We start from the raw sequence: 20,679 nt of genomic DNA on the forward strand, positions 1-20,679 counted from the left end.
TGGAAATACGTGTCGATAACCCCGTCCCCACGACAATCAAGTAGAAAAGAAAAAAATGTTAGTCCTAACATGATAAAATCCTGCAAGATAAATTGGTCTTGCAGGATTTCTATTTTGTATAGTTAATATCTTATGAATAGGTAGTAGTGTTTTACAGTAAACTGATAAATCGATTACATGATCTCTTTCCTGCTCCAATTTACTTGTGAGTAAATTACACCGCATAATACGAGCAGTGCACCAATCCAACCTTGCATCGAAAGGATTTCCCCTAAAAATAAAAAGGCAAATACTGCAGCGAAGACAGGCTCTAAGGAAAAAATAAGACCTGTATTTGTAGGAGTTGTATGCTGTTGCGCAACGGTTTGTACGATAAATCCTATGGCACTGCACAAAATGCTTAATACTAAAATCGGTATCCATTCCTCAGTTGCAACTGGGAATCTGGGTACTTCGAGAAATAAAGAAAAAATAAGCCCTAATGCTCCAGCAAATCCCAGTTGTATGGTGCCAAGAAGAATTGAATCCACGGCCTTTGTTAGTTTCTCGGTGACAACGATATGAGTTGCATAAAAAAGCGCACCAGCAATGCATAATACATCACCGAAATTAATACTTAGCTGACTGTCGAGAGTTAATAAACCGACTCCGAGTAAGGCAAAGATAACTCCAATCATAACTTTACTTTCAGGAACTTTCTTGCTGATGAGGGCTGTGATGATCGGGACGAATATCACTGTGAGACTGACTAGAAATGCTGCATGGGAGGTTGAAGTAAATTTTATTCCGAAGAGTATACAAGAAAACACCAAAAATAAGATAAAACCTAATACAAAAGCATAACGAATTGTTTGTAGATTTGCTTTTCGTAATCGAGCCGAAAAGATGACCGCTGCTAAACAAAATGCGATACCAAATCGTAAGGCGATCAGATTATATTCCTGTACAAAATTTAATCCCATTTTCATAAATAAATAAGAAAATCCCCAGAATAATGTGACTAACAGTAACATTGCATTGGCTGTGAACTTAGTTTGCATATAGAATCTCTCCAATTCGTACAATCATGCTTAACATGATTTAGATTGTTTGCTTATTAGTATAAATAGATAGTTGGCATTAGAAAAGAGAATGTTTTTAATGTTATTCATGAGAAAAATTCATATAAAAGGATGGGACGATCAGTATGACAATTTCTAAATATGAAGTGTTCTATTCGGTTGTTGAATTAGGAAGTTTGACAAAAGCAGCCGAAAGCTTAAATTTGACTCAGTCCGGTGTAAGTCATTCCATTGCCAGCCTAGAAGCAGAGTTAGGATTTTCCCTACTCACACGAGATCGAGCGGGTGTAACCTTAACCAGTAATGGTGAATTAATATTAAAATATGTTAGGGAAACTTTGCAGTGTAATGATCGCCTAAGACAAAAAGTAGCTGAAATTAAAGGATTAGAAATTGGAACCGTACGGGTTGGAACCTTTACCAGCGTGTCTTCCCAATGGCTTCCTAGTATGATCAAAGAATTTAAAAGTCAGCATCCGGGGATTGAAATCAAGTTAGCAGAAGGGGATTATGATGATATCAATCAATGGATACTGAATGGAACTGTTGATTTTGGATTCGTGTCTTTACCTGTGACCCAATCCTTTGAATTTATACCATTAAAAAAAGACAAAATGCTTTGTATTTTACCAAATGAGCATCCCTTGAAACATCAAGATCAAATTTCTTTTGCTCAAATCAAAGAAGAAGAATTTATTATGCCCAAATGGGGCAATACGGGTGATGTGCGACGAATTTTGCTTGAGAATAATTTACAACCCAAAATCAAGTATGAAGTGGTAGAAGATCAAGCGATCATTGCCATGGTGCAAAATGGTCTGGGGATCAGTATTCTTCCTGAAATGGTGTTACTTCACAATGCTCATCATGTACATATTGTAAATCTCGAAAAACCTGCATACCGCACGATTGGTATTGCTCTAAACTCCATGAAGAATACGTCTCCTGCTGCAAGAAAATTTTTGTCTTGCATACGATCTTGGCTAGATCGTCAAGGATTATTAGATTGTTAAGACGGAAGGGGGACAAATTAGTAACAATAAAAAAATTAGTAGACAACTGTCTCAAAATGAGATATTCTTATTCCAAGAGATTACAAATATATTTTTGCATATGATCATAAGAACGAGCAGTGGCGCTCTAAGAAAAGAAATAACTTTCTTTTCTTAGAGCGCTTTTTTTACTTAGCAAGAAGAAAAATAGCATAATCAATAAATCAATTTAATAAGATAGGATACTACAAATACGGTTACTTACTCACCTAGCCATAGATATCTATAGCTAGGTGTCGCTATATAGAAAATGATGGGTAGAAATTATAATTTTTATTTAATCGATGAAATCAAAAAGAAAGAGGGGCTATCAATGCATGAGATCAGTAAATCAGTCAGGAAAAAAGATCATGCCGAGAAGATGAACGGTTCGGCAGTCTATATTGCCGATTTGAAACTGGAGAATATGCTTTATGCAAAGGTGTGCAGGTCGGAAAAAGCCCACGCGACGATTACTGCGATTAAAATTCCTCATCTTGAAAAGGGCTATTACGCTGTGGATTACAGAGATGTTCCAGGGGAAAATCTCTTAAAAGTAGTCACGAGCGAACAGCCGATCTTTGCAGAGCATGAGGTAAAATTTATTGGTGAGCCCATTCTCATTATTGCAGGACCCGATGAGAGAAAAGTTGCCGATCTAATCAAAAGGGTTGAGATCACTTATATAGAAAAAGAATCGGTTTTTAGTATGGCGCACTCTGTGGACATGGCTGCTGAGTATTCCTATAAAAAAGGAGAACCAGACAAAATATTTTCCCAAGGGCTAGAAGTGATTGAGGAAACCTTTGAAACAGGTTATCAAGAACAAGCATATATTGAGCCCCAAGGCGTGATTGGTGTTTATGAGCAGGGAAAGGTAACGGTTTATGGTTCATTGCAGTGCCCTTATTATGTCAAAGGCGCGGTGATGCAGTGTATGGGCCTAAAGGATGATGAAGTTCGTATTGTGCAAACAACGACAGGTGGTGGATTTGGTGGTAAGGAAGATTATCCATCGCTTCTTGCCTGTCAAGTCGCTGTGATTGCTCGTAAGGCTGGAAAACCTGTCCGTCTGATTCTCAAGCGACGCGAAGATATGGCTGTGACTCCCAAACGTCATCCGGCACGGCTTACCTATCGCGCTACATTGGATAAGGAAAAATTAATTATCGGCCTAGATGTGGACATCACTCTAGATGCTGGAGCATATGCAGGCTTATCAAGCGTTGTCTTGCAACGGTCCCTCATTGCCGCAATCGGCGTTTACAATATTCCTCATATCAAGGTCCACGGCAGAGCCATGTTGACGAATACTGTCCCAAATGGCGCATTTCGCGGTTTTGGTGCACCACAGAGTATCTTTGCCATTGAATCTTTGATGAATCATATAGCAGAGAGGATGGGCATGTCGCCACTAGAACTCAAAAAGAAGTATCTAGTCAAACAAGGCGATGCAACCTCGACAAATGGAATTTTTCATGATCCAGTTAAAATGGAAGAGATGCTTGGAAAAATCGAAAAGATTTCTGGCTACAGTGAGAAACACCATCGTTATCGAAAACAGACGGGTAGATATCGCACAGGCATTGGCCTTTCAATGTTCCTCCATGGCTGTGGTTTTACTGGCTCGGCTGAGCGAGATTTTATTAAATCCGTAGTCCGGCTAGTAAAACGGCAAGATGATATGGTGGAAATTCTAGTCAGCAATGTAGACATTGGGCAGGGGCTAAAAACAACCCTTAGCAAGGTGGTGGCAACAGTATTAGAATTACCCCTTGACCAGATTATATTGGAAAATCCTGATACAGACCGAGTTCCCGATTCTGGACCAACCGTTGCTTCAAGGTCTTTGATGATTGTAGGCAGGCTGCTAGAAAAGGCTGCGATTCGCATGAAAGCCGATTGGAAGGTCGGAGAATATCAGATGGTAGAGGAGCATTATGTGCATTCTGATTTAATTCCTTGGGATGGGAACAGTTTTTCTGGAGATGCATATCCTACCTATTCATGGGGGGTAAATGTGGTAGAAGTCTATGTGGATACACTGCTTGCGACTACGGAGGTACGCAATGTCTGGGGTGCTTTTGATATAGGCACTGCCATTGATGTAACAATTGTAAAAGGACAGATGGAAGGCGGCATGTTACAAGGGCTTGGCTACGGGTCCATGGAAAATATGAAGCAATCTGGTGGCATCATTCGGCAAGCCAGTATAACTGATTATATGATTCCAACAGCAAAAGATACGGTAAACTTTAAAACGGTTCTTGTGGATAATCCCTATAAAGAAGGACCCTTCGGGGCAAAAGGTGCAGGGGAGTTGACTTTGATCGGAACTGCACCTGCATATACAGCAGCCGTTGAAAATGCAATTGGAGCAGCCGTATATCAGATTCCATTGACTCCTGAAAAAATAATGGAGGTGTTGTCATAAATGGTACAATTTGAACTCAACGGCAAGCTAGTCACGGTAGAGTGTAGTCCGTCTGAGCGTTTGCTCGATATCTTGCGGAGCCAGTTTTTCTTGAACGGACCCAAAGAAGGTTGTGGGGAAGGAGAATGCGGAGCCTGTTCTGTACTCATTAACAGCAGGTTGGTCAATGCTTGCCTAGTCGCAGTAGGTAGCCTACAAGATGCAAAAGTGATGACCATCGAAGGTTTTTGCCATACTGAACGCTATCAGATGATGGAAGATGCTTTTGCCGAAGCGGGCGCGGTACAGTGCGGCTTTTGCACTCCTGGCATGATCATGGCGGCAGAATCTTTGCTTTCAAATAATCCTCACCCATCTGAGGAAGACATTCGCGAAGCTATTTCAGGCAACCTATGCCGCTGCACAGGATACAACATGATCATTCATGGAATTCAAATGGCGGCAGAAAAGGGGACGGGATTATGGTAAAGGCATGGAATCCTATCACTTTGGAGGAAGCACTCTACATTAAAAAAGAACATCCAGGCGCAGTGCCCTATGCAGGAGGAACTGACTGGATGGTGAATCCTAAAGCCAACGTGCCATTACTGTTTCTTAATCAAATTCCATCATTAAAAGAAGTGTTAGAGGGTGATATCACCCTAGCGATTGGTGCATGTAGCGTCTATGCGGATTTGTTACAGACAATAGCAGTACCAGAGATTTTAAAGTCCGCAATCCGTGGAATTGCCGCTCCTGCAATCCGCAATATAGGTACGCTAGGAGGAAATATTTGCAATGCTTCTCCAGCAGGGGACAGCTTGCCTGCATTGTATGTACTTGATGCACAGGTCGTACTAGCTGCCATCAGTGACGGAGGAAATGTTAAAAGACGTAAAATGCCAGTTTGGGAATTTATTCAGGGTGTACGCAAAACGGCACTGAGACCTGATGAATTATTAATAAAAATCTTAATTCCAAAACATAGCTTTTCTCATAGCTATTACCAAAAAGTAGGCGCGAGAAAGGCGCAAGCAATATCCAAACTCTCTTTTGCGGCACTGGCAAATGTAGAGCAAAGCAGAATTACAGAATTTCGTGTAGCCTTTGGATCAGTGGGTGCTACTGTGGTGCGTGATCAAAAACTAGAAAACATAGTATCACAACAGTCCTTAGACGTAGAAAAAGTTGCGCAGGTGTATGGGGATATCCTAAAACCAATCGACGATCAGCGCTCCAACACTGTTTACCGAAAAAAAGTATGTATTAATTTATTAAAAGATTTCATACTATCGATCAAATAAAGAAAAAGAACAATATAAAGAAACTATCTTTTGGAAAAAGAATCTATCAAAATTTACAGACATTTGTGTGAAATGAATATTGACAATATTAGAATTATCGAATAATATAAATGCGTGGAGTGTTTATTGGTTTCAGAAACCGGTTAACATGTATATAATAGGGAGATCATATGATAGAAAAAGGCAAAACAAATATTACAATAACGGATGTAGCTAAACGAGCAGGCGTTTCTAAAACGACGATATCTAGGTACTTGAATGGAAAGTTTGAATTTATGTCAGGCGAATCTCAAAAAAGAATTAAAGATATTATTGAGGAGCTAAATTTTCGCCCAAACAAATTAGCACGAAGTCTCAAATCAAGTAAAAGTGGTTTAATTGGTGTACTGATTGCTGACATCAGTAACCCATTTTCTTCTGTATTGGTAAAAGGCATTACGGATTGTTGTAAAGAATATGGATATAATGTTGTCATTGCCAATACGGATAATGATAGTGAAAAAGAACGAGAGTATATCTTGTCTATGATCGATCAAAGAGTAGAAGGATTGATTGTTAATACAGCGGGAGAAAATAATGAATTTTTGCAAAGTATTGACAATAATCATGTTCCGATTATTTTAGCTGATAGACCGGTTTTTCCCACTATGTTTGATACAGTTAAGACCAATGATTATCAAGCTACGATTGATACTTTGCAGTATCTTGCTCGCGAGGGATTTACTAGAGTCGGATTTTTTACTGAGCCGATCAATAATATTGGGACTCGGAATATTAGACAACAGGCATATCGACAGGTCTGTAGCGAAGTACTTGATAGTGAGCCACAAGAATATATGATTGACAGTAAAGATGAATGTGGTATTGAAAACCTTGTTCAGACTTTTTTATCGACTAATGTTGGACAGCAGAATGTTATATTTACTGCTAATGGTGTGACAATGTTAAGCGTATTGGGAGCCATTCATCGGCTGGGTCTTAGTATTCCCAAAGACATAGCTATCTGTGGTTTTGATAATTGGCCATGGATGGAATTAATTGGTTCGGGGATTACTGCAATATCACAACCTTTTTATGATATTGGTACTGAGTGTGTAAAACGTGTTATGTTTCGTTTACAAGACAATTCAAAATCAATTCCTGAGATTATCGAATTGTCAAATCAATTGATTATTAGAGGATCGACGCAATTAATCAAATTATAAATTTTTTTGCTATAGAAACCGATAAACTAAACCGATAAACTTTAGATTAGACATAATTATCTGTAAGAGACTAGAATGAATGTAGTCTAAGGAAACACATATTTTTTTATTTGTTTTAGAAACCGGTAAACGGAATCGATAAACTTTACTATATAAATTATTAATAAAAGAAAAAGAGAGTGAAGAAGATGAGGGAAAATATTGTAGTTAATACTATTGTTTTTGAAGATCTTATTAATAGTGGAGTAAAGCAGTGGCAACTATTTGAATCAGTGAAGTCCTTGGGAGTCTCTAAGATTGAAATTCGTCGGGAATGGATTGCGGATTTTCAAGAAGAAATAAAAAAAATGACATTAGAAGCACAAAAACACAACATAGAATTGTTATATTCTGTTCCAGCATCACTTTTTGTAGAAAAGCATCTTAATAAAGATCGACTTCTTCAATATCTAGATGAGGCTGATCGCATGCACGTCAAGATGATAAAGTTTGTAGTTGGTGATTTTGAGGTCACTAATGTAAGGGATGTCATTGAGCTTAAGAAAATTTTGCACAATAAAAACCTGATTGTTACTGTGGAAAACGATCAAACGGTTCAAAGTGGAAAATTTAAATCGTTGAAACTCTTTTTAGATTGTTGCAAGGAGCATGATGTTCCTATTTACTGCACATATGATGTTGGCAACTGGCACTGGGTTCAAGAAGATCCAGCAAGTAATGCTTTCCATCTTGCTGAATCTGTAAAATATATTCACTTGAAGGATGTTGCTCATGAGAACGGTCAACCACGTGTTCGAGTTTTAGATGCGGGAGAAATGGATTGGCGAACAGTAGTAAAAATATTGCCTCCTAACATTCCTTTAGGAATTGAGCATCCATGTGGTACTGAGCCACTTAAAGTACTAAAAGAAGTGATTAAAAAACTTGCAGATGGAAATACGATAAAAATTTAATTTATGTAAATGGTGGGAGGAAAATATATGTGTGAAATTCTAACTCTTGGAGAACCCATGGCTCTTTTTCTGGCCGATCAAGAAGGAGCACTTGATCAGATTGAAAACTTTACAAAGCTCGTTGCGGGGGCAGAAGTAAACTTCGCGATTGGTATGGCTCGATTAGGACATAATGTGGCTTATATTACCAAATTAGGTGAAGATCCTTTTGGGAAATATATCAATAATTTTCTTTTGCAAAACAAGATCGATACCCGTTATGTGACCTTTGATACAGGACATTTTACCGGATTTCAAATGAAATCAAAAGTTCAAGTGGGCGATCCAGAAGTTTTTTACTTCCGAAGGCATTCCGCAGCATCTCATTTACAGCCAGAAGATATTAACACCATATCATGGGATAGTGTAAAACATCTTCACGTAACAGGGATACCGCCTGCATTATCCTTAGATTGTCGAGATGTCATTTATGAATTGACAGCGATTGCAAGGAAGAAAGGTATTTGTATTTCTTTTGATACGAATTTGCGACCACAGTTATGGAAAAGTAAAGAAGAGATGATACGTGTTATTAATGACTTAGCTTTTCGCAGTGATATTGTATTACCTGGAATTAACGAAGGAAAAATCTTAACTGGTAGTGATGATCCAAATGTTATTGCAGATTTCTATCTAACTAAAGGAGTAAAAACCGTCATTATTAAGCTTGGAGATAAGGGCGCGTTTGTTAAGACGCAGGATACATCTTTTTTCGTTGATGGTTTTAAAGTTGAAACGGTGATCGATACTGTTGGTGCAGGGGATGGATTTGCCGTAGGTGTAGTGAGCGGATTGCGCGCAGGACTCTCTCTAAAAGAGGCTGTTGTGAGAGGAAATGCCATTGGTGCGTTAGCAGTTATGTCACCAGGTGATAATGATGGGTTACCGAATAAACAAGAGCTGGACAAGTATCTAAAAGATAATTTTCCGTCACATTGTTAGACGGAGATTAAATAAAAAACAGTCATGATAAGGGAGATGAGTGATATGGTAAAAGTTTTAGTAACAGCAAGGTCTTTTGCTTTGTGTGCTGAGGCAAAGACAATCTTAGAGTCTAAAGGATATTCCATTACTTGGAATCCAGTTGGAAGACCATTAAAGGAACAAGAACTATTAGAATTAATACCAGGCATGGATGCTCTAATTACAGGCACAGATGAAGTCTCAGAGAAGGTCATTGCAGCAGGATTACCAAGTCTTAAAGTCATCGCGAAATATGGTGTAGGATATGACAATATTGATGTTGCTGCTGCAAAACGTCATGGGGTACAAGTTACCTTTACACCAGGTGTTTTGACTAAAGCAGTCGCCGAATTGGCGATGGGACTATTGATGTCTGCTGCTCGTAATATTGCTGCAATGGATCGATTGGTACGGCAGGGTAAATGGGAGCGAATTACAGGAACTGAGCTATCAGGCAAAACAATTGGGATTGTAGGAACAGGCAATATTGGCAGGGAAGTTGCTAAAAGAGCAGCTGCGTTTGAGATGAATGTTATTGCTTATGATGTTTGGCCTAACAGCGATTTTGCTGCCCAGTATGGAGTTAGCTATGTTCCACTAAGCGAACTATTTGAAAAAGCTGATTTTATTTCCCTGCATACCCCTTCTACACCTGAGACTGTTGGTATGGTTAATATAGAAAGCTTGCAGAATATGAAGAATACGGCTGTACTGATCAATACAGCGCGTGGAGATCTTATTGTTGAAGAAGATCTGATTAAGGCTCTGCAGGAAGGTATCATTGCTGGTGCAGGTATGGATACTTTTGCAGTGGAGCCCCTTCAAGATGAAAGATTTTCTAAAATGAACAATGTTGTTCTTTCTCCACATGCTGGATCAAATACTCGTGAAACAGTAGCTAGAATGAGTGTAATGGCTGCAACTGATGTAGTTGCCGTTTTAACCGGTAAGCCACCCCACTATCCTGTGAGGTAATATAATAAACTTTTGGGAGTGGTCTCGTTCTGCAGTTACATACAGAGTTTTTGGTTACTGAGTGTGATGTAGCTGCAGTCGGGAAGATCGAGGCTTTTTATTAGGAAAGGAGTGAGTAAAGCAAATAAGATGTAAAGTCTAATTCAATAGTAAGAGTCAGAGGGAAATTCAATTGCTAATGATCGAATATTCGAAAGTATATAAAAAAGGGAGAGTAAGATGGAAATGAAACAATTAGCTCAATCACGTTGGATGAAACTGATTCCATTGGCGTTTATCACTTATAGTTTAGCTTACCTTGACCGGGCCAATTACAGTTTTGGGGCAGCATCTGGTCTTGCTAGAGATTTGAATATTACTGCGTCGGCATCCTCATTACTCGGTGCGTTATTTTTCTTAGGATATTTCTTTTTTCAAATTCCAGGTGCTCTCTATGCTGAAAATCGAAGTGCTAAAAAATTAGTTTTTTGGACTTTAATTTTGTGGGGCGGTCTGGCGACAGCAACAGGTATGGTTAATGACATTTCTGTATTATATGTGATTCGCTTTATGTTAGGAGTCGTTGAAAGTGTTGTTATGCCCGCTATGCTGGTCTTTTTAAGTCACTGGTTCACTAAAAAAGAACGTTCACGGGCTAATACTTTCCTTATTTTAGGAAATCCAATTACTGTGTTATGGATGTCTATTGTATCGGGATATCTTGTTAATTCTTTTGGATGGCGCATGATGTTTATTATTGAAGGTCTTCCGTCGATCATTTGGGCCGGTATTTGGTGGATGATGGTAACCGATCATCCTAAAGATGCAAAATGGCTTACTACAACAGAGAAAAAAGACCTTGAAGAAGCTTTGCTAGAAGAACAAAAAGGTTTAAAACCAGTGAAAAACTACAAAGAAGCATTCAAATCTCCTAAAGTCATTACTCTTGCTTTTCAATATTTCTTTTGGAGTATTGGTGTTTATGGATTTGTCATGTGGCTGCCTTCTATTATAAAATCAGCGTCCAATATGGACATTGTTGCTGCAGGTTGGCTTTCGTCAGTACCTTATGCGTTAGCTGCCCTATTGATGGTAATCGTATCTTATTATTCTGACCGGACACAAAATCGTAAAGGTTTTGTTTGGGTATCCTTATTAATTGGCGCAATTGCTTTTTTTGGATCTTATATAATTGGATCATCTAATTTTTGGTTATCGTATAGTCTGCTTGTTATTGCTGGTGGTGCGATGTATGCTCCCTATGGCCCATTTTTTGCAATCATTCCAGAAATTTTACCTAGGAATGTGGCAGGGGGAGCTATGGCGTTAATTAACAGTTTTGGGGCTTTGGGTTCTTTCATAGGAGCATATATTGTAGGCTACTTGAATTCTGCCACTGGTAGTCCAAGTGCATCTTATATCTTTATGTCAAGCTCATTAGTGATTGCCGTTATATTAACATTGATCACTAAAACTTCATCATCCGATGAGGCGACAAACAAGGTTGCTTGCTAATTTATTTGCAATATTTATAATGTTCGGTATAGTGAAATGATGAATATCAGGGAGGTTATACTCATATGAAAAAAAGTTTATTTATAACTCTACTACTATTGATCGCATTTTCTTCTATTGCTTTGGCAGCTCCAGTTGCTAAAGCATTGGTGGATTCAACTCCAGAGTCTGCAGTGTTAGAAAATATCGATCAATGGGTTATTGCTCATCCGGTTCAAGAGGGCGCTATTTCTCGTGCGGATACGATTTTCAAGTCACCACGTGGTCAAGTCCGTTTAGTAGTCAATAAGCCAGGACCAGGAGATGGTCGTCATATTCATATGAGTGCTGATGAAATCGTAGTTGTTTATAAAGGGAAAGGCGAGGTATATTTAAATGGTGAATGGACACCTATTAAAGAAGGAGATGTTCATATTTGCCCCCGTGGTGTAACACATGCTTTTCGCAGTAATGAAGATATGTGGTTAGTTTCTATCCATACTCCACCTCAAGTTGGTGGCGATGATAAAATTTGGATTGATCGATAATATAGTTATTGGCATTGTATGTTGCACTTCAAGGTTATGTAGAATGTATTAAAAATAGTACATCTATGTTGTTAGCTTGTCAGGAATGGGTATATTCCATTCCTGACGATTGGAATTTATAAATATTGTATTGTAAAAAAATAAAAAAATTTACATTTGTGAAAAACAAGGAAAAGCCCTTGTTTTATGTATGTTCCCTCGGGGTATAGACAAGAGAGTACAGAACGCGTAAGGGGGCAACTGATAATGAGTGCAATTTTGAGAGTATTAGTATCTGCGGGAGGACAGGCGACCGCAGATGAACATGCCCATGCAGTGCGAGAATTGCTTGGAGATGTTAAAATCATAACAACGATCAATAGTGAACTAAAGGATCGAAAGGACATTGATTTAGTTGTTTGTCCTGCCACTTTTTATGAGCAGGCCCAAAGTCTTGTGGCGAAAGAAAAACTTGTAGCACTTTTCTTGGAACCACCCGTTGAATTTTATTTTACAGTTAATCGCATTCCAGCGCATTCAATTGTAGTTGTTTATAATAACAATCAGGCAGGTTGTCAGGAAATCGTGAATAAGTGCCTATATTATGGCATCAAACATCTGGACTATCATCATATCGGTTTCAAAGAGATGGACGATGCTGAAATTAGAAATAGATTAAGTCGTGCGGATTATATCATTGGATCAAAATTATTTATTGATAAAAATGCGCACCTTTATACTCAATATAGTAAATATTTAAAAGAAAACGTAAAAGTTATCCCCTATGATAATCGTTTACCTAACATCCAATCCTCATGTAAACTGATTCAACGGGTGACATTGTTAAAACAGCAAAATAGAAATAAAATCCTCTTAGATCAAGTCAAACGTTTAAGCGATTCAATCACTCATATTGCTGCGATAGTAGAAGAATTGAATGCCTCTCAAGAAGAATTAGCATCCTCTATGCAAGAAGTAACAAAAAATTCAGAGCAGGCATCAGTTGACGTCAATAATACTACTCAAATCGTAGATACTGTTCGGCGGATTGCTACTCAGACTAATCTTTTGGGCCTCAATGCCGCTATTGAAGCAGCACGAGCTGGTGAACAAGGTCGTGGATTTGCTGTAGTAGCTGAAGAAGTTCGGAAGTTGTCCGATCAAAGTACAACAGCGGTCAAGAGCATCGGTAAGATGCTGGAACAGATGAAGTCATCCATGGACTTGGCAATCGATAATACTCAACAGACAGCAATAAATACCCAAGAACAAGCGAATGCCACCCAATCCATCACTACGATGATTAATGAGTTAAAACTTGTCAGTGAAGAAATGATCCATGCCGCGCAGTTAAAATAACATAAATGGTAAAAAAAATTATAAGATTATCTTTTTCTGATCGTTGTTTATGATTTCAAAATGCTTAAAGGTGCTGTTGTTAAAAGAAATGGCATTGAGTTTGTAATGAAAAGGTATAGAGAACAAGGGGGCAGCATGAATTTTCTTAAAAAATAAAGACTAGAAAACCACAAAATTATGGTTTTTCTAGTCTTTATCTATAAGTTGATTATTGATTTTATACGACTTTTTTTAGTACAGCTTTGTTAGATTTTTGTAAAGTACTATTGTGGTAACCATATGCAAAGTAAATGACCAAACCAATAGCCAGCCAAGCAGAATAACGAATCCATGTTTGAATTGGCAGGCTATACATTAGATAAGCACAACAGATAATGGCTGCCGGAGCAACAAAGTTAACAGCTGGGCAGCGGAATGGGCGATGGGCATCAGGAGCTGTTTTACGCAATACGAGTACGCCGACAGCCGTTGCAAGAAAAGCAAAAAGAGTACCAATGTTCACAAGTTCTGCTAAAATATCAACTGGAGTGAGGCCTGCAATTACTGCGACGATGATTCCAGAGATGATAGTAATAACGTGTGGAGTACCATATTTTGGATGTATTTTACAGATGCTGGCAGGAATTAATCCATCGCGAGACATAGCGAAGAATACGCGAGACTGTCCATACATGACTGCTAATAATACGGTAGTGAGGCCTGCGATCGCACCAGTGCCAACCAAAGCAGAACCCATATTATAACCAATTTGTCGTAAGGCGAAAGCCACTGGTTCTGCATTGTTCAATTCTTGATAGGGTATGACTCCAGTGAGCACAGCGGCAACGGAGATATAGAGAACTGCACAGATAAATAGAGAACCGATGATGCCAATGGGCAAATCACGATTAGGATTTTTGCATTCTTCAGCGGCTGTTGCCACACAGTCAAAGCCGATATAAGCTAAAAACATAGTAGCAGCCCCAGTCATTACCCCAGAAAAGCCGAAGGGCATGAAGGGAGACCAATTTGCAGTGTTAACTTTAGGACCAGCCAAAAATAAAAAGATAAATACTGCTAATAGTTTGACTGCAACGAGTATTTTGTTCATGGTCGCGCTTTCTTTCGTACCGCGCACCAGTAATATCGTTAGAAAGAGCAAGATTAACATGGCGGGTACGTTCATGATTCCGCCGTCGGCGGCAACTGCAGTAAAAGCTTTAGGAAGGTCGATGCCAGCAGATTTAAAAAGTCCAGTCGTATAAGCTGACCAACCAGCAGCGACTAAACTCGCAGCAAGGGAGTACTCGAGAACTAGACTCCATCCGACGATCCAGGCCATGAATTCACCTAGTGTTGCATAGGAATAAGTGTACGCGCTTCCGGAAAATGGTACGGTAGAGGCCATTTCGGAATAACATAATGCACAAAATACACAGGCTATTGCGGATAGTAAGAGTGAAATTACAATACCAGGGCCAGCATATTTGGCAGCGACAACACCTGTGAATACGAAGATTCCAGTCCCCATGATGCATCCGACTCCGAGGAGAAGCATATCCATGGCTCCCATATTTTTCTTCAAAGTTTGTTTGTTCGCGTCTTTTTGGAACGAGGAAAGGCTTTTGGTTCTAAATAGGCTCATCAGATTCCCTTCTTTCGGTAATAATAATTGACGGTGATATCCGAAAAAAGGATTTCATCAGTCGATGATGTATTCCAATTGCACGATAAACCGTTTACACGGGTATCAATATAACACATGTGCAAGAAAATTTCAAATATAGATACCCGCTTTTTTCTAAAAAATACGAAAAAAGTAGTAAAAAAATAATAATATTTAATGAAAGTTCGCGATGAAAGAACAAAAGTTTTTATTAATAATACTTTGTTTGGATGCTTCGATTAAGAAAATCGTTGCTATAACTGTTAAAAAGACTTGCCACAGGCTAAGTCTTTTTTTATGGTTACACTTCTTTTCAGCCATTAAGATTCAATTCTGTTTTGGAAATTTTTAAATAAAGTTGAGTTGCAAAATATTGCCCCCAAATAGCTGAGACCACAATATATTTAAGGCGTTACAGATACCTTAGTTTTTGGTAATTTTGGAATCGATCTTTCACAAGGAACCTTAGTTTGGCAAAGTCCACAGCTTGGTGTCGTAACCCCATAGACATCATTGACTGCTGGCATCACCTTTTCGCGTGTGTAGGCAAAACATAAATCTTTATTGTGTCCTTTGAGGGAGATAGCACCAGCTGGACAACGGTGGATGCATGCCCCACAACGATTTGAATTATAATGCAGACAATTATCGTACACTCCTTTATAGGGAATAGGGGAAGGAGCGAGTACCAATTCTGTGATTACGCTGCCAACACGCATTGCCATGCCATATTCAGTTATTAATGCATCAGTTAAACTGAATGTTCCTAGACCGGCAGCATATGCAGCATGTCTTTCAGACCAGGTTGATGCATGTCCGATATGATCGGAATAAATTCTTTTCCAGTGTGAACTCAAAGATGGGGCAATTGTACGATACCCCATTTTAGTGATTAGGCTAACGGCAAATTGTCTAAGTATATCATTAAACTGTTCCCCATAGAATCTGCCCTGAGCCCATTCTTTTGACGGAAGTTCCTTTTCTAAATAATTGCTTTTTAAGATGGTCTCACTAAATGGTAGTATCCAGCATATGACTGTTCCATCAGATAGAGAGCTATTCTCAAATTCTGCAGTAAACCATTCTTGTGGTGTCATGTGAAAGGGACCTATCTTTTGTTGATAGTTTTCAAAAAGATTATTGTTTACATCGGCAAATCCTATTAGGGGAGAATCATATATTTTTATTTCTGTATTCGGTAACTTATTAAATTCGGAGGTACTGATAAATTCCATTATTTTAGAAATAATCTCATTTTTCACTGATGTCACTCCTTTACTATATAATACGGTATTTTTACTTTCCCAAAACATTCTACTCCGCTTTTATCTTGCTAGTTCTTTTAATGCGAAAAGCATATGTTGGGACAATATATACTCATTTCTTTACTCTGTTAGCTGAGTCCTGCTTTATGTTGGAGTTATACTTATGAAATATAGAGTAAACAAGAAAGTAAGTTTTTATAGAATAGGTAGTAAGCTTTTAGGATAACTTAATAAATATAAAAGTTATAAAATGAAGAACTAAAGATCTTAAAGAGCGGGTAATATCTCCTAGGAGGTATGTAATCATGAATTTCGGTCTAGAAGAAATGATTAGTATGGTAGCGGCAGTCATTAGCTTATTGTTATTTATTTTTGTTGTGGATTGGAAGTATTTTCGAGAGTGGGTCGTAGTTTTTTTATTTAAGGCCCTTTTAGATTTAATTTGGGGCAGTCCAGTTGTTAGCCTAAATTTAATAAAATATCCTATCCGGTTATTGCCCCATTATTATGAAACTAGTATACTCTTTGAATTATGGGTATTTCCCATCTTATGTATTTTGTATAATCAAGTGACTAGGCAACGAGGCTTATGGCCGATTGTCTATTATGCTCTGCTGTTCAGCGCAGGTATAACGGCAATCGAATATCCCTTAGAGCGATATACTGACTTAATTGAATACATAGAATGGAGTTGGCTGACTACTTTTTATACGTTAACAATTACATTTTTAATTTCTCGTAGTTTCATTGCTTTCTACCGTTGGGGATGTGATTATTTCAGATACAAATGAGAAAACTCGTCTTTTTCTTATTAGTGGTAGAACCAAAATCGCTGATACTTGGTGAGTCAATAGTGATACATATGAAATAAATAAAGTGGTTGAGAAGAAAGTGTTCTCAATCACTTTATTTATATTAAACCTAGCTTGCCATGGCTTGAATTTTTTAGACTGGATTTTTAATAAGATGGAATTGTATTTGTGAGCTTTTGACTACACGAAAGCAAGAGTTGTTCATTTTTAAATAATATATATGATACAGTTAGTAAGGTATTATATATTATTGTTGGAAAATTATCCTGTGCAACGGGAAAAATAATAAATGAACATGGAGGGCTCTAAGATGAATAGACGTGTAGTTATTACAGGCATGGGAACTGTATCTTCTTTAGGGTGTGGTGCAGATCAACTCTGGCAGTCAATTAAGCAGGGGAAATCTGGAATCCATAGAATTGAGAGAATTGACGTATCTGATTTACCCACACAAGTAGGGGCTGAGGTAAGAGAGTTTGATCCCAATCAGTTTTTGGAAAAGAAAGAAATTAAGCGGATGGATCGATTTGCACAATATGCGATGGCTGCCACGCAAATGGCTGTTGAACAGGCAAATATTGATTTTGCTAAAGTCAATAAAGAGCGTATTGGTGTGATGATTGGAACAGGGATTGGTGGTATCGAAACCATTGAAAATCAACATAGTGTGCTTTTAGAAAAAGGCACTAGTAGAATTAGTCCTTTTTTGGTGCCTATGATGTTGCCTAATATAGCTGCGGGACTTATTGCGATTAAATATGGAGTCAAAGGATTTACAGAATGTACTGTCTCAGCTTGCGCTTCCTCGACGAATGCCATTGGTGATGCTTATAAGATTATTCAAAGAAATGCTGCTGATATGATGATTGCTGGTGGGACGGAAGCGGCCATTACAAGATTAGCATTAGCTGGTTTTTGTGCAATGAAAGCCATGACTACTAATTTGGATGCTGCGACTGCTTCTAGGCCTTTTGATTTAAAGCGAGATGGATTTGTACTTGGAGAAGGGGCAGGTACCCTTATTATTGAAGAACTGAATCATGCTTTGCAACGAGGGGCAAAGATTATTGCAGAAATTGTGGGTTATGGTTGCACCAATGATGCCTATCATATTACTGCTCCTGCTGAAGGGGGAGATGGGGCGGCTCAGTGTATGAAATTAGCGATTGAAGATGCAGGAATAAAACCTTATGATATTAGTTATATCAATGCTCATGGTACATCAACTCAATTGAATGATAAAAATGAAACAGATGCAATAAAAGCTGTTTTTCAAAAGTATGCATATGATCTTCCGATCAGTTCAACGAAATCGATGACAGGTCATTTATTAGGAGCTGCGGGAGCCATCGAGGCTATCATAACCGCATCTGCTCTTCAAGATGGGTTCTTACCACCAACGATTAATTATAATACTCCAGATCAGGGATGTGACTTATATTATGTTCCAAATGAAGGGAAAAAGGCAACTCTATCCTATGCTTTAAGTAATTCCTTTGGTTTTGGCGGACATAATGCAACACTAGTTTTAAAAGCTTTTTAAAGTTTGGGGGCTGGTCAAAGGTTATGGTCGATATGAAAGAAATTGTAGCAGCATGTGTTCATTATATTGAAAATAATATCTATAATAAAATTACGTTGGATGATATTGCTCACCAGTCAGGAATCTCAAAATATCATTTGCATAGGGTATTTAAGTCATTAACGGGTGAATCTTTAATGGAGTATGTCCAGTCACGAAAACTTTCATCAAGTATTAATGAGCTGATTCATACCAATATGAGAATTATTGATATTGCGTTAGATTATGGTTTTGATTATGAACAGTCTTATATAAGGGCTTTTCGCAAAAAATTTGGTCATACCCCTTTAAAAGTACGTTTAGAGAATTTATCAGTTATCATTAAGGAAAAATTAAATATACATGATATTTTATCTGTAAATAATTCAATTATATATAAGCCATTTTTTGTTTATAAACCGAAGATTTATTTAATTGGCAATCAGCATAAAATAGTGAGTAAATCAGGAGATAAAACTGCCAATGCTTATGGGAATGATTTTTACTATAATCATAAACATAAAATAATAAATGCAATCAATCCAGCAGTATATTTTGGTTATACAGATTGGAGCCAGAATGATGAGGGATATATTTATTATATCCCTTCTCTTCAAGTCTCCGATTTATCTCAGATACCAGAAGGCATGAAGGGGATTTCAATACCGGCGCATAAATATGTGGCCTTTCGTTTTATTGGTTTTTTTCATCCTAATGATATTAATGGCAGACAAGTCGGTCGATTGTTAGTTCATATGTATTCCAAATGGATTTTTAAGTCAGGTTTCAAATTTGCAGATACTTTTCGATTTGAATACATCGATACTTCCTTATCAAAAGATAACTATTGTGAACTGGATATCTATCAACCTATTATGGAGAATGATAGGAATGGTATCATGAGTCCTATAAATTATATTGACGAGTAGGTGACCATACTGAGTGCACCGAAACAAGTATCTTATTCTTAAACACTGCTAAGGTTTAATGATAAGATACTTGTTTTTTTTGGAAAATAAAGATAACATGTGAATAGGCATTTTATTCATTAGAGTAAAATCAATGAAAGGGTAGGTTGGTAAGATGAAAAACATAAATTGGGGTATTCTTTCAACAGGTACAATTGCCAAAAAGTTTGCAACAACCATTGCACAATTAGCAGATTGTGGAAATATCATTGCTATTGCATCACGTAACGAAGAAAGTGCAAAACAATTTGCAACTGATTATCATATTTCAAAAGCATATAGTACCTATAAGGAGTTAGCCCAAGATCCAGAGATTGATGTAGTCTATATTGGGACTCCTCATTCCTCCCATTATGAAAATGCAAAATTATGTTTAGAAAATGGTAAAAATGTATTGTGCGAAAAATCATTCACTACGAATGCTGCACAAGCCAAGGAGCTGATACAGCTAGCAAGAGAAAAGAACCTTTTCATCATGGAGGCTTTTTGGACAAAGTTTTTACCTGCTTATCAAGAATTACATGAAATTATAAAAAGTGGTATCATTGGTAAGATCACTCATTTTAGAGCGCAATATGGATTTGCTCCACCGGGTGCAAGGTATATAAGAAAAATGGACCCACAACTAGCTGGTGGAGCACTTTTAGATATTGGAGTTTATACGATTGGTGTTGCGGCCATGATTTTAGGATATGATCCTAAGAACGTATATTCCAGCGGAATTATTGGCGAATATGGAACAGATCAATTTAATAACATTATGCTAGAATATGAAGATGGTGTAACGGCAAATTTGATTGCAACGATTGGTTCTATTATTAACCAAGAGGCTATTATTTTTGGTACAAAAGGTCACCTAATACTACCTGAATTCTCTGCATTGCAAAGCTTTAAAGTCGTATTAGATGATGGTACTCAGTATGTTAAAGAGTTCCCTTTTATCGTAAATGGTTTTGAATATCAAATCAGAGAAACGGAAAAATGCTTGAGAGCTCAAGTTACAGAAAGTAATATTATGACGCATGAAAATACGATTGCGATTATGACTTTAATGGATAAAGTTCGTTCAGATTTGGGGCTCATTTTCCCTTGGGAATAAGAAAGTTTTGAGAATATCATTTCTCA

General features: G+C 37.8%; 18 protein-coding genes. 15 read left to right on the top strand and 3 right to left on the bottom strand.

Annotated features, from left to right (window positions below):
* Positions 1 to 173 precede the first annotated feature (173 nt).
* Positions 174 to 1,040 (bottom strand): DMT family transporter, encoded by an 867-nt coding sequence (locus ACAN52_RS12505; protein WP_378955184.1) that lies wholly within the window; start codon positions 1,038 to 1,040, stop codon positions 174 to 176.
* Positions 1,041 to 1,186: 146 nt separating this feature from the next.
* Here ACAN52_RS12505 and ACAN52_RS12510 point away from each other — a divergent pair, with 146 nt between their 5' ends.
* From ACAN52_RS12510 to ACAN52_RS12560, 11 genes are all read left to right on the top strand, one after another.
* Positions 1,187 to 2,074 carry a LysR family transcriptional regulator gene (locus tag ACAN52_RS12510; protein WP_378955187.1) on the top strand — a complete coding sequence of 296 codons (888 nt, stop codon included), beginning with the start codon at positions 1,187 to 1,189 and terminating at the stop codon, positions 2,072 to 2,074.
* A gap of 289 nt (positions 2,075 to 2,363) precedes the next feature.
* Entirely contained in the window at positions 2,364 to 4,526 is a 2,163-nt protein-coding gene (locus ACAN52_RS12515; protein ID WP_378955189.1) for a xanthine dehydrogenase family protein molybdopterin-binding subunit, read from the top strand.
* The gene (locus tag ACAN52_RS12520; RefSeq protein ID WP_378955191.1) at positions 4,527 to 4,994 is read left to right on the top strand and encodes a (2Fe-2S)-binding protein; all 468 of its coding nucleotides are present in this window, start codon (positions 4,527 to 4,529) and stop codon (positions 4,992 to 4,994) included.
* On the top strand, positions 4,988 to 5,809 hold the full coding sequence (locus ACAN52_RS12525) for an FAD binding domain-containing protein (RefSeq protein WP_378955192.1): 822 nt from the start codon (positions 4,988 to 4,990) through the stop codon (positions 5,807 to 5,809). The genes ACAN52_RS12520 and ACAN52_RS12525 overlap by 7 nt, the downstream gene beginning before the upstream one ends.
* 170 nt (positions 5,810 to 5,979) lie before the next feature.
* Positions 5,980 to 7,014, top strand: coding sequence for a LacI family DNA-binding transcriptional regulator (locus tag ACAN52_RS12530; protein ID WP_378955194.1), 1,035 nt, complete (start codon positions 5,980 to 5,982; stop codon positions 7,012 to 7,014).
* A 188-nt stretch (positions 7,015 to 7,202) separates the two neighbouring features.
* The gene (locus ACAN52_RS12535; protein WP_378955196.1) at positions 7,203 to 7,967 is read left to right on the top strand and encodes a sugar phosphate isomerase/epimerase family protein; all 765 of its coding nucleotides are present in this window, start codon (positions 7,203 to 7,205) and stop codon (positions 7,965 to 7,967) included.
* A gap of 27 nt (positions 7,968 to 7,994) precedes the next feature.
* Positions 7,995 to 8,948 (top strand): sugar kinase, encoded by a 954-nt coding sequence (locus ACAN52_RS12540; RefSeq protein ID WP_378955198.1) that lies wholly within the window; start codon positions 7,995 to 7,997, stop codon positions 8,946 to 8,948.
* Between the two features lie 45 nt (positions 8,949 to 8,993).
* Positions 8,994 to 9,944 carry a phosphoglycerate dehydrogenase gene (locus ACAN52_RS12545; protein WP_378955200.1) on the top strand — a complete coding sequence of 317 codons (951 nt, stop codon included), beginning with the start codon at positions 8,994 to 8,996 and terminating at the stop codon, positions 9,942 to 9,944.
* Positions 9,945 to 10,163: 219 nt separating this feature from the next.
* Positions 10,164 to 11,438 (top strand): MFS transporter, encoded by a 1,275-nt coding sequence (locus tag ACAN52_RS12550; protein WP_378955202.1) that lies wholly within the window; start codon positions 10,164 to 10,166, stop codon positions 11,436 to 11,438.
* Between the two features lie 65 nt (positions 11,439 to 11,503).
* Complete coding sequence (locus ACAN52_RS12555; protein WP_378955203.1) at positions 11,504 to 11,965, top strand: cupin domain-containing protein; 462 nt, start codon at positions 11,504 to 11,506, stop codon at positions 11,963 to 11,965.
* 246 nt (positions 11,966 to 12,211) lie between these two features.
* A complete protein-coding gene (locus tag ACAN52_RS12560; protein WP_378955204.1) occupies positions 12,212 to 13,303 on the top strand; it encodes a methyl-accepting chemotaxis protein in 1,092 nt (363 codons plus the stop codon).
* A gap of 217 nt (positions 13,304 to 13,520) precedes the next feature.
* Here the strand turns inward: ACAN52_RS12560 and ACAN52_RS12565 are convergent, their stop codons facing one another.
* A complete protein-coding gene (locus ACAN52_RS12565; RefSeq protein ID WP_378955206.1) occupies positions 13,521 to 14,927 on the bottom strand; it encodes an amino acid permease in 1,407 nt (468 codons plus the stop codon).
* 425 nt (positions 14,928 to 15,352) lie between these two features.
* A complete protein-coding gene (locus ACAN52_RS12570; RefSeq protein WP_378955208.1) occupies positions 15,353 to 16,210 on the bottom strand; it encodes an epoxyqueuosine reductase in 858 nt (285 codons plus the stop codon).
* A gap of 308 nt (positions 16,211 to 16,518) precedes the next feature.
* Between ACAN52_RS12570 and ACAN52_RS12575 the strand changes: the two genes are divergently transcribed.
* From ACAN52_RS12575 to ACAN52_RS12590, 4 genes are all read left to right on the top strand, one after another.
* Entirely contained in the window at positions 16,519 to 17,004 is a 486-nt protein-coding gene (locus ACAN52_RS12575; RefSeq protein ID WP_378955210.1) for a CBO0543 family protein, read from the top strand.
* Between the two features lie 331 nt (positions 17,005 to 17,335).
* Positions 17,336 to 18,568: a beta-ketoacyl-ACP synthase II gene (fabF, locus tag ACAN52_RS12580; protein ID WP_378955213.1), complete on the top strand. Its 1,233-nt coding sequence runs from the start codon at positions 17,336 to 17,338 to the stop codon at positions 18,566 to 18,568.
* A gap of 23 nt (positions 18,569 to 18,591) precedes the next feature.
* The gene (locus tag ACAN52_RS12585) at positions 18,592 to 19,515 is read left to right on the top strand and encodes a helix-turn-helix domain-containing protein (protein ID WP_378955215.1); all 924 of its coding nucleotides are present in this window, start codon (positions 18,592 to 18,594) and stop codon (positions 19,513 to 19,515) included.
* A 154-nt stretch (positions 19,516 to 19,669) separates the two neighbouring features.
* Positions 19,670 to 20,653, top strand: a complete 984-nt coding sequence (locus tag ACAN52_RS12590) for a Gfo/Idh/MocA family protein (protein ID WP_378955217.1) — start codon at positions 19,670 to 19,672, stop codon at positions 20,651 to 20,653.
* The last annotated feature ends 26 nt before the right edge of the window (positions 20,654 to 20,679 follow it).

Origin of the sequence: Pelosinus sp. sgz500959 (assembly GCF_042610375.1) — a bacterium.
Taxonomy (GTDB): Bacteria; Bacillota; Negativicutes; order DSM-13327; family DSM-13327; genus CTSoil-075.